This is a genomic window from Lysinibacillus sp. EB106-09-02-XG168, assembly GCF_058791475.1.
Genome location: NZ_JBYTDN010000003.1, coordinates 1,123,468 through 1,136,211 on the forward strand (window position 1 = coordinate 1,123,468; position 12,744 = coordinate 1,136,211).

Here is a 12,744-nt window from a genome sequence, read left to right on the forward strand (position 1 = left end):
GATGAAAACGGCTCAATTAATCGAACAAATTCCTCAAATACCAACCTTTAAAAAGTTTGGTAGAGTTACTAGAGTTGTCGGCTTGATGATTGAGTCGCAAGGTCCAGATAGTTCCATTGGTGACGTTTGTAAAATTTATGTTGAAACTTCTAAAAACGGGCATCAAATTATCTTGGCAGAGGTTGTAGGCTTTAAAGATGAAATTGTCGTCTTAATGCCTTTTACCTCCCTAAGAGAAATATCAATTGGCTGTCTAGTTGAAGGTACAGGGGCACCACTTGAAGTAAAAGTCGGCCCCGAGCTAATCGGTAAAGTACTTGATTCTATGGGGAATCCAATAGATGGAACTTTATTGCCGAAAGGATTAATGTCAGTTCCGACAGAGCAGGACCCACCAAATCCGCTAACACGCCCACCTATTAATGAAAGACTCGAAGTAGGTGTTAAAGCAATTGATGGCATGCTTACAGTGGGTAATGGACAACGTGTTGGTATTTTCGCCGGATCTGGGGTCGGGAAAAGTACATTGCTCGGTATGATTGCGCGAAATACACAAGCGGATTTAAACGTAATCGCACTAATTGGAGAGCGTGGTCGTGAAGTTCGTGAGTTTATAGAGCGAGACTTAGGGCCAGAGGGTTTAAGCCGTTCTATAGTTGTTGCTGCCACTTCCGATCAGCCTGCGCTGATGCGCATTAAAGGAGCCTTTACTGCAACAGCGATTGCCGAATATTTTAGAAATCGTGGTTTAAATGTCATGTTAATGATGGACTCCGTGACTCGTGTTGCTATGGCACAGCGTGAGATTGGTCTTGCGACAGGTGAACCTCCAGCTCAAAAAGGATACACACCATCTGTTTTTGCGATTTTACCTAAAGTATTAGAGCGCACAGGCACTAATGAAAAAGGCTCTATTACTGCATTTTATACAGTATTAGTTGATGGTGATGATATGAATGAGCCGATTGCTGATACTGTGCGAGGGATTTTAGACGGTCATATAGTCCTTGATCGAAACCTTGCCAATAAAGGTCAATATCCAGCTATTAATGTATTAAAAAGCGTCAGCCGTTTGATGAATCATGTGGCAGAGCCAGAGCACAAAAAGGCTGCGGAACGATTAAGAGAGCTCTATTATACATATGACAAGTCGGAGGATCTAATTAATATCGGTGCATATAAGAAGGGAACGTCAAAAGAAATTGATGAAGCTATTTACTATGAACCACTCATTACCGCTTATTTAAAGCAAGGCTATTTAGATAAAGTGACCCTTGAGGAAAGTATGAATGAGTTAATTTCGTTATCGAACGGTGGTGGACATTAGGGTGGTAAGTTATATTTATCGTTTTGAAAAAGTGTTAACCATTCGAGAGCAGGAAAAAAATGAAACTGAAATTGCCTATAAAGAATCTGTACGTTCTTTTGAAGAAGTAGCGTCAAAGTTATATGAGTTGTTAAAAAAGAAAGAAGATTTAATAGAGTTTCAGCAGGAGCGTTTAGCTGTAGGTTCATCAATAGAGGAAGTTCATCATTATGCACGTTTTATTGATAGCCTCGAAAAAACAATTGCTGATGTACAGCAGAAAGTTGTTCAAGCTCGTGCAAAAATGAATTGGCACGAAGAAAAATTATTAGAAAAAAACTTGGAAGTACGTAAATTTGAAAAAATGCGAGAGAAAGATTTCAAAGTGTTCCAGCAAGAGCAGGATCGTATCGAAGGCATTTTTTTAGATGAGATTTCATCGCTTACGTATAACAAGAGAGAAATCAGGTGATTTCATGGTGAAAAAAGACAATAGACTTAAGACGGAATTAGAAGAACAACCGCCTAAACGTAAATCAGGAGGCCTTCGAAAGTTTTTCACATGGTTTGTAATACCGGTTATGTTTGTAGCGGCAATCCTACTTGTTGTTGCAACCCTAATGAATACGAATGTCTTTGATTTAGGGAAGAAGGCAATTGAAAATTTACCATTCGTTCCTTCAGAAGAACAACAAGCAAAAGATGCCGTAGTAAATAATGATTCGAAGGTTGTAAATTTACAGGCTGAAATACAAGAAAAAGAAGCAGAAATTGTACAGCTACAAAAAAAGATTGATACATCAACAACTGAAAAAGAAAAGTTAACGACAGAAAATGAACAGCTGAAATTTGAAGTTGAAAAATTAAATAGGGAGCAAAGTGACGTAAAGCGTGACTTTACTGATATTTTAAAAACATTTGATAAGATGTCCCCTAAAGCAGCAGCGCCAGTTCTAATTAAAATGAGTGATACAGAAGCACTTCGTATTTTAACAAGTTTAAAACCAGATAAATTAGCGGCGATTCTAGAAAAAATGGAGCCACAAGATGCAGCTAAATATACAGAAATGATGGCTAAACAATAAGAACATTTGAAAGGAGGTGAAATGATGGATGTAGCAATGATGCAAATGATGTCTAAGGCTATACCAACTAAAAACGCGGCTACAAAGGCTTCGACAACAGGCGATTCCAATGTGAAAGCAAATGGACCGTCGAATAAAGAGAAGTTAGCAACGTTTGGATCAGTGTTTGGAGAGGTTATTTCTTCTTCAAATAAAACACAGCAGCAAACACAGTCAACAGATACAAAAGATACCTCTGATTTAGCAGCGTTTTTAAATGCCGAGTCTATAGAAGACGTGCTAGATGTATTAGGTATCCCACATGACGATGGTTTGTTAATGCTTCAAATTGGTGAAGAAGGTAAAGCTGTTGCAATAGATGAAATGTTAAATCTGGATCACTTAATGGATGCGTTGGGCATTGATACTGAGCAACTCCAACAATTAGTACAACAGTTGCTAGGGGAAGATCAAGAAGCAAGAGATGTATGGGAACTTTTAGCACTAGTAGACGCTCAGGCACCAACGCTTCAAACACAAATCGTAGCAGCTATACAAGGTGAAGGACAAGTGACACCGAAAGAAATAGCGCCATTGCTTCAAGTGTTAAAGTTAGCACAGCTAGTTGGACAAAAAACAGACTTAACAGCTTCACAAGAAAACGTTCTAACTAACGTCAAAAGTCTTTTGACAACGCTTCAAACACAAGTTGAGACGCTTCAAACGGCACAGCAAGTAACAACGAAAACAACAGTAACACTTCCGTTACAAGGTTTTCAGAAAGTAGTTCAACAAGTTCAAGTTACAAAACAGACAGACACAAGTGCGAATGAAATGGTGACTTCCAACACAGTCCAAACAAAAGCAGATACATTCCAAGTGACACTACCTGCTGCAAAACCAGCGCAGTCAGAGGCATTATTAAAAGAGATGCAAGCAATTATCAATAGAGCCCAAATCTCGAATGCACAAGGTATTACACGCTTAACATTGAAATTGTATCCAGAAAATCTAGGAACAATTCGTATCGAGCTTGTGCAAAATGACGGTGTCCTTACAGCACGTTTGCTTGCTTCAACAGCACAAGGTCGTGAATTACTTGATAGTCAATCGCATCAATTAAAGCAAGCCTTCGTACAGCAAAATATTCAAGTGGATCGCCTTGATATTGCCCAATCACTACAAGATGCAGATCGTCAACAACGCGACCAAAGCTTCTTCAATAATTTCTTTAAGCAACAACAGCAAGATGAGGAGGAGCAAAAAAGCGACGATGATGATGAAGGTAAATCATTTAGTGACTATTTAATAAGTGAGGAGGTGTAAGGATGGCAGATGCAACGAATAATACTAAACCAGTAAATACAAATGTAACAGGTGACTTTTATTATTCTAACTATAAGAAGCCAACGAAGCAAACGGGTAATAGTGATCTTGGAAAGGATGCATTCTTACAATTATTAATTACTCAACTACAACACCAAGATCCAACAAATCCAATGGACGACCGAGAATTCATATCTCAAATGGCTCAATTCTCGTCTTTAGAGCAAATGCAAAATATGACAAAAGCGATGGAATCATTACTTGTCTCACAGCAGCAAACACAGCTTATGAATTATACATCATTTGTTGGTAAGGAAGTAAAATGGCACGAGCTAACAGATAAGCTAGATGAAAAAGGCAAACCTGTTATTAATGAAGGAACAGGTACAATTAAATCGGTGAAGTTTGTAGATGGTGATGCAGTGTTTGTACTAGCCGATGGTAAGGAAATAACTCCTGGTAATATCTCAGCTATTTTAGGCAGTTCAGATAATAATGCAGTAACAGAATCTCCACTTGTACAAGGAAGCAAACTAATTGGTAAAAATGTTACGTATAAGGATGGCGAACAAGAACTACAAGGGAAAATCGTTTCTGTAACGAATAAAGATGGCGTTATTTATTATGTATTAGATAATGATAAAAAATTAACAGATAAAGATTTTACCGTAATAAGCGAATAAAGGTGGAGAAAAATGATGGATAAGTTTTCGATACATCGTGTACCATTGCATCCATCTATTCGCCAGACACAACCTACGCCAATAAAATCACAGCAATCGTTTAAAGCTCATTTACAAGAGGCTACCAATCAACAAGAGTTAAAAGTGAGTAAGCATGCCCATGAACGTATTATGGAGCGAAAGATAGCGATTTCTGAACAAGAATGGCAGGTTGTATCGGACAAGGTATTTGAAGCACACTCAAAAGGTGTCAAACAACCATTAGTCTTGATGGATCAAGCAGCTCTAATTGTCAGCGCTAAAAACGCAACTGTCATTACAGCAATGGACCGCACGGAAGCGAAACAACAAATATTTACAAATATTGATGGCACAATAGTGCTATAAGGGCTGGACCTTTGAAAGGAAGCCTATGTGTGCTGATTGATAGAGGCACACAATATAAATGAAGGGAGAACGACATTATGTTACGTTCTATGTATTCAGGTATTTCAGGTCTTAAAAACTTCCAAACAAAACTAGACGTTATTGGTAATAATATTGCTAACGTTAATACAGTTGGTTTTAAAAAGGGGCGTGTTAATTTTAAAGACTTAATGTCTCAAACACAGGCAGGTGCATCAGGGTCTACTGCGACGCGTGGAGGCGTAAACCCACAACAAGTAGGTTTAGGTTCACAATTAGCAGCTATCGATACTATCCACGGTGGCGGATCCTTACAGCAAACAGGACGTGGATTAGATTTAGGTATTGAAGGCGAGGGTTTCTTTATGGTGGCTGATGCGAATGGCTCTCCAGACGAAACTACAGGATTTATTGATGAAGAGGGATTCAATAACACGTTATTTACACGTAATGGTATTTTCTACATGGACAACAATGGCTACCTAGTTAATGCTGATGGGAAATATTTAGTTGGTGTAACGGCTGGCGATGCGCTTGTTATCGAGAAGGATGATACAGGTATTTTAGAGGCAGATAAACCAAAAGCATCTGGTGATGAAGGTGCTAATTTATTTGATGATGCTGGAGAGTTAACACCTGCTGAGGGTGATGTAGGACCTATTCGTATCCCACCAACAGCTAAAGAAGTAAATATTGGGCCTGATGGTACTATTACTTATACAGATTTAAATGGCAAACTACAGTGGGCTGGACAGTTGATAATGGCTAAATTCCCGAATGCTGGTGGTCTTGCTAAAGTAGGAGGCAATTACTATCAACAAACAACGAACTCAGGCGTAGCGTATGCACAAGTAGCTACTGTAGCAGGTATGGGTAGTGTTGCTGCTGGAAAGGTAGAAATGTCTAACGTTGACTTATCTGAAGAATTTACGGAGATGATTGTGGCACAACGTGGTTTCCAAGCAAATACGCGTATTATCACAACTTCTGATGAAATTCTTCAAGAGCTTGTGAATTTAAAACGCTAAGTAACTAGTAAGTAAAGAAATACCAGTTAAGATTTCAAAATGCTCAAAACTAAAAACATAATTTCATATGAGGGAGGGTCGGGCCGGCTCTCGAGCTAGACCCGGCCCTATTTCAATGATTGAATTAACACGTTTAAATGGCAAAGCATTTACATTGAATGCTTTATACATAGAAACGGTCGAATCTTTTCCAGATACGACCATTACATTGACGACTGGAACTAAAATCATTGTTTTACAGAGTGAAGATGAGGTGCGACAAAAGGTATCAGCCTTTTATAAAAATATACAAATACTATCAAACCCGCATCTACGAGGTGAAGAAGATGAAGAATAACAAAGTGTTAACGATGATTATCATCGTACTAGTAGCAATCATACTTATCGGGGGAATTGGGTTTGTGTTATATACCCAATTTAATAAGCCAGCAGGATCTCTTGAGCCAACCATTGATGAAATCGTAGAAGCTTCTGTAGAAATTCCGGAAATTACGACGAATCTAGCTGATAACAAAATTGTACGCATATCGTTAAAAATTCAAACAACAAATAAAGATGCTGGTACTGAGTTAACGAAGCGTGATTTCCAAGTGAAAAACATTGTTATTCAAGAGCTTTCAGAAATGGAGCAAAAGGATTTAGAAGGTAAGAAAGGTAAACAAATTTTCCAACAATCATTAAAAACACGATTAAATGAATTGATGCAAGAGGGAGAAGTTCAGGAAATTTATATTACCTCCTTCATCACACAATAATAAAGAAACTGCTTGAAATGGAGGTGGGCAAATGGCAGGAGATGTATTATCTCAATCAGAGATAGATGCGCTGCTTTCCGCAATATCAACGGGGGAAATGTCAGCTGATGATATAAAAAAAGAGGACGAGGTGCGTAAGGTTAAAGTGTATGACTTTAAACGTGCACTACGTTTCTCAAAAGATCAAATCCGAAGTTTGACCCGAATACATGAAAATTTTGCACGATTACTGACAACCTTCTTTTCTGCACAGCTGAGAAGCTATGTGCAGATTACTGTTGCATCAGTGGACCAAATACCATTTGAAGAGTTTGTACGTTCGATTCCGAATATGACACTCATTAATGTGTTTGAAGTGCCGCCATTAGATGGTAATATCTTAATGGAAATAAACCCAAATATTGCCTACTCTATGTTAGATCGTTTAATGGGCGGTAGTGGGGCGAGTCATAGTAATGTGGATAACTTAACAGAAATTGAAACTAAAATTATGACAAACCTTTTTGAGCGCTCATTCGACAATTTACGCGAGGCATGGGAGAATGTTGCGGAAATTGATCCGATTTTAGTAGAGCTTGAGGTCAACCCTCAATTTTTACAAATGATTTCGCCAAATGAAACGGTTGTCGTTATTTCCTTAAATACGATAATCGGTGAGACAAGCGGTATGATCAATATTTGTATTCCGCATGTTGTATTGGAGCCTATTGTTCCAAATCTTTCTGTTCGCTACTGGATGCAGGCAAATACAAAAGAGATGTCTCCAGAGCAAACAAAAATGCTTGAAACAAGCGTGAAACAAGCACAACTACCGGTTTCTGTTGAACTAGGTATTACCGACATTACCATTGAGGATTTCCTCACTATGCAGATTGGGGATGTCATTCAATTAGAACAAAAAATTGAAGACCCACTACTATTAAAGGTTGGTACATTACCGAAATTTACGGTTCAACCAGGAAAACAAGGTAAAAAATTAGCAATCCAGATTATCGACCCTTTGAAAGGAGGAGACGAAGATGAGTGATGAAATGCTCTCCCAAGAAGAAATTGAAGCGTTATTAAGGGGCGAAACGTTGGAAGATAAAAACAGCGGCACTGAAGCTTCTACAAATGAGGATATGAATGATTTAAGAGTAGAGGATTACCTCGATTCGTTTGCCCAAGATGCGTTAGGTGAAGTAGGAAATATATCTTTTGGAAGCTCTGCCACAGCGCTTTCAGCGTTACTAGGGCAAAAGGTAGATATTACTACCCCAAGTATTTCAATGATTAACCGTAATAAATTAGAAGAGGAATTTCCTCATCCTTATGTAGCAGTACAGGTTGAATATACAATCGGATTAACAGGTATGAATTTACTCGTTATTAAGCAATCCGATGCAGCGATTATTGCTGATTTAATGTTAGGTGGAGATGGCTTAAATCCGAAACCTGATTTAGGTGAGATTCAGCTAAGTGCCGTGCAAGAAGCTATGAATCAAATGATGGGTTCAGCGGCTACTTCAATGTCGACAGTATTTAATAAAAAAGTGGATATTTCTCCACCTACTATCGATTTAATGAATATTTCTCAAAATGAAGGACGAGAAAATATTCCTGAAGATGATTTACTCGTAAAAGTATCGTTCAGATTGAGAATTGGTAATTTAATTGATTCGAATATCATGCAATTATTACCGCTGAAATTTAGTCAAAACATTGTTAAATCTCTATTAGGTGAAACAGAATCAATCGAGGAACCTGTGGCTGCAACACTAGCACCTGAAGCGCCAGTAGCACCGTCGCCTGTTCAACAACAAGCGCCTGTCCAACAACAAGCGCAAGCGCCTATGCAACAACAAGCACCTGTAACACCACCGCCTGCGCAGCCAGTATATCAACAGCAGCCAGCGCCGGTGCAGCAACCAATGTATCAAGAGCCACAGCAGATTCCGCAAGCAACAAGACCTGTTCAACCGGTCAATGTTCAACAAGCACAGTTTGCTAGTTTTGATCCGAATGTTATCTCGCAATCTGAAGCTAGAAATTTAAATATGCTACTTGATATTCCATTGCAAGTTACTGTAGAGTTAGGACGTACAAAGCGTTCTGTAAAAGAGATATTAGAACTATCTAGTGGTTCGATTATTGAACTAGATAAATTAGCTGGTGAACCAGTTGATATTTTAGTTAATAGCCGTTTAATAGCTAAAGGTGAAGTCGTTGTTATTGATGAAAACTTCGGTGTCCGTATTACAGATGTTTTAAGTCAAGCAGAGCGTTTGAATAATTTAAGATAGTTTCAATTGGAGGAGTTAACCATGTCTAAAAGAATTTTGATTGTAGACGATGCTGCATTCATGCGCATGATGATCAAGGATATTTTATCAAAAAATGGATTTGAAGTTGTTGGGGAGGCAGCTGATGGTTTACAGGCTGTTGAAAAGTACAACGAATTAAAGCCAGATTTAGTAACAATGGATATTACAATGCCAGAGATGGACGGTATTGCAGCTCTTAAAGCAATTAAGGGTTCACATCCAAATGCAACTGTCATTATGTGTTCGGCAATGGGACAACAAGCAATGGTAATCGATGCAATTCAAGCAGGTGCGAAAGATTTTATTGTGAAACCTTTCCAAGCTGATCGTGTAATTGAAGCGATTCAAAAAGCTCTAGGATGATTGAATGCAAATGTTAAAATCATTTCGTCTAACGATGATTTTCGCATTTCTTGTATCCTTCCTGTTTTTGTACCCTACAACGACTTCTGTATATGCAGAATCTGACACGAATTTTGTGAGCGACTGCATTAAAGGAGATTGTAAAGAAGATAGTACTCCAGCTGCTAAGAAAGATTCAGATGTACCAGCGGCTGGAGGCTTATCTGCGTGGGAATACATAAAAATGGTTTTGGCGCTTATTTTTGTTGTAGCTTTATTTTATGGGTTAATGAAGTTTTTAAATAAAAGAAATTTAAACTTTCAACGTAATCAATTAGTACAAAATTTAGGCGGTTTATCACTAGGCGCCCAAAAGTCAGTACAACTATTACAAGTAGGTAAAACACTCTATTTAGTTGGGGTCGGAGAGGATGTCCAGCTATTACGTGAAATTACTGATCCTGATGAAGTTGCAACACTTTTAGCACTATATAATGAACGACAAGAACTTGCAGCAACATCACCGTATATTGCAGAAGTATTATCTAAGTTTAAGAGAAATAATAATGAGAGTTCATCCGTACAGCAAAAACAAACCTCTTTTGGTGAGATGTTCGAAAAAAAGATTTCCGAAATTAAACAGGAGCGCAATGAAGAACTGGAGAAATGGAAGCAAAAGGAGAATGATGATAAATGAATGATGTAATCAGTATTTTTTCCAACAGCGACCCGACAAATGTCTCCAGCTCTGTGAAGCTTCTATTGATGTTAACAGTCCTGTCACTGGCACCAAGTATTTTAATTTTGATGACATCGTTTACGCGAATTGTTATTGTGTTATCGTTTACGCGTACTGCATTGGCAACACAGCAAATGCCACCAAACCAGGTCATTGTAGGTCTTGCTTTATTTTTAACTTTCTTTATCATGGCCCCAACATTTCAAGAGGTTAACAAAGAGGCATTACAGCCATTGTTTTCCGAGGAAATTGGCATTGAAGAAGCATATGATCGTGCCAGTGAGCCTTTTAAAGAGTTTATGAGTAAGCATACAAGGCAAAAGGATCTGGATTTATTTTTAAAGTATAATAAGGCAGAAAGGCCAGCATCTGTAGAAGAAATTCCTCTTACAATGCTAGTACCTGCTTTTGCATTGAGTGAGATTAAAACAGCGTTTCAAATCGGCTTTATGATTTTTATTCCATTCCTAGTAATCGACATGATTGTCGCAAGTACGCTAATGTCGATGGGGATGATGATGTTACCACCGGTAATGATTTCATTGCCGTTTAAGATTTTATTATTTGTACTCGTGGATGGTTGGTATCTTGTGATGAAATCATTACTACAAAGTTTTTAGGGGATGATACAGTATGACAGGTGAATTGGTTATTTCAATTGCAGAGCGTGCCATTATGATTATCCTTCTAACAAGCGGTCCGCTACTATTAGTTGCTTTAATCACTGGTTTAGCGGTAAGTATTTTTCAGGCAACAACATCGATTCAAGAGCAAACTTTAGCATTCGTTCCAAAAATCATCGCTGTGTTAGCAGCCATCGTATTTTTCGGTCCTTGGATGTTATCACAAGTGACTAGCTATGCGAGAGACATTTTTGAGAATTTAACGCGTTATATAGGGTGAGTAGATGAATGAATTAATCCCGCATTTTACGGTTTTTTTATTAGTACTTGTGCGCGTATCGGCATTTTTTGTCACGGTGCCTTTTTTCTCGTACAGAACGATTCCGCCACAAGTTAAAATAACTCTCGCATTAGTTTTAGCTTGGATGATGTATTACACAATTGACGTCGAACCATTTGTATTTAATGGTGATTACATACTTTTAGTGATGAAAGAAGCGCTCATTGGACTGTTACTCGGTTTAGTAGGCTATATCATCATGTCGGCAATTCAAATTGCCGGAAGCTTTATAGATTTTCAAATGGGTTTTGCCATTGCTAATATTATTGACCCGCAAACAGGTGCACAAAGTCCATTGATCGGACAATTTTTTAATACGCTAGCATTACTTTTCCTTCTAGCTATCAATGGACATCATATGATTCTCGATGGAATTTATTATAGTTATCAATTTTTACCGATGGATCAAGGATTTCCTAATTTCGCAAATGAAGGTTATATAGAGTTTATCATTACAACATTTACGGCTGTTTTTGCGATTGCCTTTCAAATGGCTGCTCCTGTTGTAGCAACTTTATTTTTAGTCGACTTGGCGCTAGGGATCACAGCGAAAACTGTACCACAATTAAATATTTTTGTTGTCGGTTTTCCTATTAAAATAGGCGTTAGTTTTCTAGTGTTATTTACAATGATGGCTGTAATGATTCAAGTTATTCAAAAGCTTATTACCATTATGATTTATGCTATGCGTGATGTAATGGCTATTTTAGGTGGTGGGTAAAATGTTGCTACTGCTGGATTTAGATTTACAGTATTTTGCGGGAGAGAAAACGGAAAAGGCGACGCCTAAAAAACGACAAGATGCTCGGAAAAAAGGTCAGGTTGTCAAAAGTCAGGATATTTCCAGTGCGATTGTCATGCTCATGGTATTTATCTTTTTATTCTTCTTTGCAGGTTCACTGCGAGACGATCTTTTAGCTTTTTTCAGGCAAACTTTTATTCATAACATACGGGTAGAAACACTAACAATTGATAGCGTGATGGGCCTATTTACAGAAACATTAGTGCAAATGGCTTTTATTATTGTCCCAATAATGGGAATTGCATTTGTAGGAGCATTAGCAGGTAACTTCCTACAGTTCGGTTTCCTATTTACATTAGAGCCGATGAAGTTTGATTTAAAAAAAATGGACCCGATCAAAGGGTTGAAAAAAATATTTTCTGTAAAAGCCATTATAGAGCTTCTCAAGTCGGTATTAAAGATTGGCTTCATAGGTGGCGTTACGACAATTATCGTTTGGACAAATTTACCTGAAGTTTTGGCGTTATCCTTTAAAAGCCCATGGATGACTCTTATTACAGTGGGTAAGCTTGTTGGTATCATGGGGATTGCTGCTTCGCTCGTCTTACTATGTGTATCCCTTTTAGACTGGATGTATCAAAAACATGATTACGAAAAAAATCTTAAAATGTCTAAACAAGACATTAAAGATGAATATAAAAATAGTGAGGGCGATCCGCTGATAAAATCGAAAATTAAACAACGCCAACGCGAAATGGCGATGCGTCGAATGATGTCAGAGGTTCCAAACGCCGATGTTGTCATAACAAACCCAACTCACTATGCGATTGCCATCAAATATGATGATGAAAGTATGGACGCCCCACGCATTGTTGCAAAGGGTACGGACTTTATCGCTCAAAAAATTAAACTGATTGCGAAAGAACATGATGTGGTTATGGTTGAAAATAGACCATTAGCACGGGCAATGTACGATCAAGTAGAAATTGGCGATCAAGTACCAGAAGAGTTTTTCAAAGCAATAGCAGAAGTGCTTGCTTATGTTTATCGAATTAAGCGGAAAATTTAAAGCTTTTAGTAGGAGGGAC

At 38.1% G+C, this 12,744-nt stretch carries 17 protein-coding genes; all 17 read left to right on the plus strand.

Features of this window, described 5'->3' with window-relative positions:
- Position 1: 1 nt before the first annotated feature.
- The 17 genes from fliI (at position 2) to flhB (ending at position 12,725) form a co-directional block, all read left to right on the plus strand.
- The gene (fliI, locus tag AC3WSO_RS06185) at positions 2-1,327 is read left to right on the plus strand and encodes a flagellar protein export ATPase FliI (RefSeq protein ID WP_492529596.1); all 1,326 of its coding nucleotides are present in this window, start codon (positions 2-4) and stop codon (positions 1,325-1,327) included.
- 1 nt (position 1,328) lies between these two features.
- Positions 1,329-1,778 (plus strand): flagellar export protein FliJ, encoded by a 450-nt coding sequence (gene fliJ / locus AC3WSO_RS06190; protein ID WP_492529598.1) that lies wholly within the window; start codon positions 1,329-1,331, stop codon positions 1,776-1,778.
- A 4-nt stretch (positions 1,779-1,782) separates the two neighbouring features.
- On the plus strand, positions 1,783-2,391 hold the full coding sequence (locus tag AC3WSO_RS06195; RefSeq protein ID WP_492534264.1) for a MotE family protein: 609 nt from the start codon (positions 1,783-1,785) through the stop codon (positions 2,389-2,391).
- A gap of 24 nt (positions 2,392-2,415) precedes the next feature.
- Complete coding sequence (locus AC3WSO_RS06200) at positions 2,416-3,696, plus strand: flagellar hook-length control protein FliK (protein ID WP_492529600.1); 1,281 nt, start codon at positions 2,416-2,418, stop codon at positions 3,694-3,696.
- Positions 3,697-3,698: 2 nt separating this feature from the next.
- Entirely contained in the window at positions 3,699-4,379 is a 681-nt protein-coding gene (flgD, locus tag AC3WSO_RS06205; protein ID WP_492529602.1) for a flagellar hook assembly protein FlgD, read from the plus strand.
- A 15-nt stretch (positions 4,380-4,394) separates the two neighbouring features.
- The gene (locus tag AC3WSO_RS06210; RefSeq protein ID WP_386827015.1) at positions 4,395-4,766 is read left to right on the plus strand and encodes a TIGR02530 family flagellar biosynthesis protein; all 372 of its coding nucleotides are present in this window, start codon (positions 4,395-4,397) and stop codon (positions 4,764-4,766) included.
- 77 nt (positions 4,767-4,843) lie between these two features.
- A complete protein-coding gene (gene flgG / locus AC3WSO_RS06215; RefSeq protein ID WP_492529604.1) occupies positions 4,844-5,812 on the plus strand; it encodes a flagellar basal body rod protein FlgG in 969 nt (322 codons plus the stop codon).
- A gap of 115 nt (positions 5,813-5,927) precedes the next feature.
- Positions 5,928-6,149 carry a flagellar FlbD family protein gene (locus tag AC3WSO_RS06220; RefSeq protein WP_400934290.1) on the plus strand — a complete coding sequence of 74 codons (222 nt, stop codon included), beginning with the start codon at positions 5,928-5,930 and terminating at the stop codon, positions 6,147-6,149.
- Positions 6,139-6,567 carry a flagellar basal body-associated protein FliL gene (gene fliL / locus AC3WSO_RS06225; protein ID WP_079560466.1) on the plus strand — a complete coding sequence of 143 codons (429 nt, stop codon included), beginning with the start codon at positions 6,139-6,141 and terminating at the stop codon, positions 6,565-6,567. The genes AC3WSO_RS06220 and fliL overlap by 11 nt, the downstream gene beginning before the upstream one ends.
- 31 nt (positions 6,568-6,598) lie before the next feature.
- Positions 6,599-7,594: a flagellar motor switch protein FliM gene (gene fliM / locus AC3WSO_RS06230; RefSeq protein WP_079560467.1), complete on the plus strand. Its 996-nt coding sequence runs from the start codon at positions 6,599-6,601 to the stop codon at positions 7,592-7,594.
- Positions 7,587-8,849: a flagellar motor switch phosphatase FliY gene (gene fliY / locus AC3WSO_RS06235; RefSeq protein ID WP_492529607.1), complete on the plus strand. Its 1,263-nt coding sequence runs from the start codon at positions 7,587-7,589 to the stop codon at positions 8,847-8,849. The genes fliM and fliY overlap by 8 nt, the downstream gene beginning before the upstream one ends.
- Before the next feature lie 21 nt (positions 8,850-8,870).
- The gene (locus tag AC3WSO_RS06240; RefSeq protein WP_079560469.1) at positions 8,871-9,233 is read left to right on the plus strand and encodes a response regulator; all 363 of its coding nucleotides are present in this window, start codon (positions 8,871-8,873) and stop codon (positions 9,231-9,233) included.
- Between the two features lie 10 nt (positions 9,234-9,243).
- A complete protein-coding gene (locus AC3WSO_RS06245) occupies positions 9,244-9,909 on the plus strand; it encodes a flagellar biosynthetic protein FliO (protein WP_492529609.1) in 666 nt (221 codons plus the stop codon).
- Positions 9,906-10,571 (plus strand): flagellar type III secretion system pore protein FliP, encoded by a 666-nt coding sequence (fliP, locus tag AC3WSO_RS06250; protein ID WP_197141917.1) that lies wholly within the window; start codon positions 9,906-9,908, stop codon positions 10,569-10,571. The genes AC3WSO_RS06245 and fliP overlap by 4 nt, the downstream gene beginning before the upstream one ends.
- 13 nt (positions 10,572-10,584) lie before the next feature.
- Positions 10,585-10,854, plus strand: a complete 270-nt coding sequence (fliQ, locus tag AC3WSO_RS06255; RefSeq protein WP_337991288.1) for a flagellar biosynthesis protein FliQ — start codon at positions 10,585-10,587, stop codon at positions 10,852-10,854.
- Between the two features lie 4 nt (positions 10,855-10,858).
- A complete protein-coding gene (gene fliR, locus AC3WSO_RS06260) occupies positions 10,859-11,635 on the plus strand; it encodes a flagellar biosynthetic protein FliR (RefSeq protein ID WP_079560473.1) in 777 nt (258 codons plus the stop codon).
- A 1-nt stretch (position 11,636) separates the two neighbouring features.
- Positions 11,637-12,725, plus strand: coding sequence for a flagellar biosynthesis protein FlhB (flhB, locus tag AC3WSO_RS06265; protein ID WP_492529612.1), 1,089 nt, complete (start codon positions 11,637-11,639; stop codon positions 12,723-12,725).
- Positions 12,726-12,744 lie beyond the last annotated feature (19 nt).

What these genes read in the sequence shown, in the direction of transcription:
- fliI (WP_492529596.1), top strand. Translation starts at nt 2, where the DNA reads ATGAAAACGGCTCAATTAATCGAACAAATTCCTCAAATACCAACCTTT.
- AC3WSO_RS06195 (WP_492534264.1), top strand. Translation starts at nt 1,783, where the DNA reads ATGGTGAAAAAAGACAATAGACTTAAGACGGAATTAGAAGAACAACCG.
- AC3WSO_RS06200 (WP_492529600.1), top strand. Translation starts at nt 2,416, where the DNA reads ATGGATGTAGCAATGATGCAAATGATGTCTAAGGCTATACCAACTAAA.
- flgD (WP_492529602.1), top strand. Translation starts at nt 3,699, where the DNA reads ATGGCAGATGCAACGAATAATACTAAACCAGTAAATACAAATGTAACA.
- AC3WSO_RS06210 (WP_386827015.1), top strand. Translation starts at nt 4,395, where the DNA reads ATGGATAAGTTTTCGATACATCGTGTACCATTGCATCCATCTATTCGC.
- flgG (WP_492529604.1), top strand. Translation starts at nt 4,844, where the DNA reads ATGTTACGTTCTATGTATTCAGGTATTTCAGGTCTTAAAAACTTCCAA.
- AC3WSO_RS06220 (WP_400934290.1), top strand. Translation starts at nt 5,928, where the DNA reads ATGATTGAATTAACACGTTTAAATGGCAAAGCATTTACATTGAATGCT.
- fliL (WP_079560466.1), top strand. Translation starts at nt 6,139, where the DNA reads ATGAAGAATAACAAAGTGTTAACGATGATTATCATCGTACTAGTAGCA.
- fliM (WP_079560467.1), top strand. Translation starts at nt 6,599, where the DNA reads ATGGCAGGAGATGTATTATCTCAATCAGAGATAGATGCGCTGCTTTCC.
- fliY (WP_492529607.1), top strand. Translation starts at nt 7,587, where the DNA reads ATGAGTGATGAAATGCTCTCCCAAGAAGAAATTGAAGCGTTATTAAGG.
- AC3WSO_RS06240 (WP_079560469.1), top strand. Translation starts at nt 8,871, where the DNA reads ATGTCTAAAAGAATTTTGATTGTAGACGATGCTGCATTCATGCGCATG.
- AC3WSO_RS06245 (WP_492529609.1), top strand. Translation starts at nt 9,244, where the DNA reads ATGTTAAAATCATTTCGTCTAACGATGATTTTCGCATTTCTTGTATCC.
- fliP (WP_197141917.1), top strand. Translation starts at nt 9,906, where the DNA reads ATGAATGATGTAATCAGTATTTTTTCCAACAGCGACCCGACAAATGTC.
- fliQ (WP_337991288.1), top strand. Translation starts at nt 10,585, where the DNA reads ATGACAGGTGAATTGGTTATTTCAATTGCAGAGCGTGCCATTATGATT.
- fliR (WP_079560473.1), top strand. Translation starts at nt 10,859, where the DNA reads ATGAATGAATTAATCCCGCATTTTACGGTTTTTTTATTAGTACTTGTG.
- flhB (WP_492529612.1), top strand. Translation starts at nt 11,637, where the DNA reads ATGTTGCTACTGCTGGATTTAGATTTACAGTATTTTGCGGGAGAGAAA.